1 protein-coding gene is annotated in these 752 nt (G+C 64.0%); it reads left to right on the forward strand.

Going from position 1 to position 752, the window contains the following annotated elements:
* Positions 1-138: 138 nt before the first annotated feature.
* Positions 139-711 carry a CbrC family protein gene (locus DKT69_RS15475; protein ID WP_109802260.1) on the forward strand — a complete coding sequence of 191 codons (573 nt, stop codon included), beginning with the start codon at positions 139-141 and terminating at the stop codon, positions 709-711.
* Positions 712-752: the final 41 nt, after the last annotated feature.

Genomic DNA, 752 nt, shown 5'->3' on the forward strand with positions numbered 1-752 from the left:
CGCGGCAGAAGAGGGCACCGACGGGGACATCGAACCCATCAAATCGACGATCCTCCGACTCTGCTGAAGGCGTGCGCGAGGCGGTAGGGACCAGCAGCCGCCGTCGGGGCGGCGACCAACAGTTGGCATGATGGGCTCGTGACCGAGCCGGTGTTTCGATACCACCCTGATCCCTTGGCCACGGGCTCGGCGGTGCGGGTTCAGCACGAATGCAGCGTCTGCGGTCAACTTCGGCAAATTCGCTACCGGGGACCGATCTACGGTAGACAACCCGAAAGTCTTTGCCTGCACTGTATCTACTCCGGGGAGGCTTCCAGGGCACTCGGCGTCGTTGCCGCCGACACGGAGGGCAGCGACATCCTGGACATGCCTGCCGAGTTCAGCGACGCGGTCGACGTGCCTGACGACGTGCCGCACCACGTCATCGAGGAGATCACTCGCCGAACCCCCGGCTTCACTGGTTGGCAGCAAGAGTCATGGCTCTACCACTGCGGCGATGGCGCGGCCTTTCTCGGCCCGGCTGGCTACCGCGATGTCGAAACTCATCCGGACGCCCTGAACATGCTTCGCGCGAGCCACCGGCAACTCGGCTGGTCACCCGAGGAAACCGAAGAGTTCCTGCACCGGCTCGACCGCAACGGTGAGCCCACCGCGTATCTGTTCCAATGCCTGCATTGCGGGACTCACCTCGCGTCCTGGGATATCGGCTAACCGCGCCTTATCGCCGAGACGCAGACACACTATCTTCGGCA

Origin of the sequence: Micromonospora sicca, from assembly GCF_003172935.1 — a bacterium.
In the GTDB taxonomy this organism is placed as follows: Bacteria; Actinomycetota; Actinomycetes; order Mycobacteriales; family Micromonosporaceae; genus Micromonospora; species Micromonospora sicca.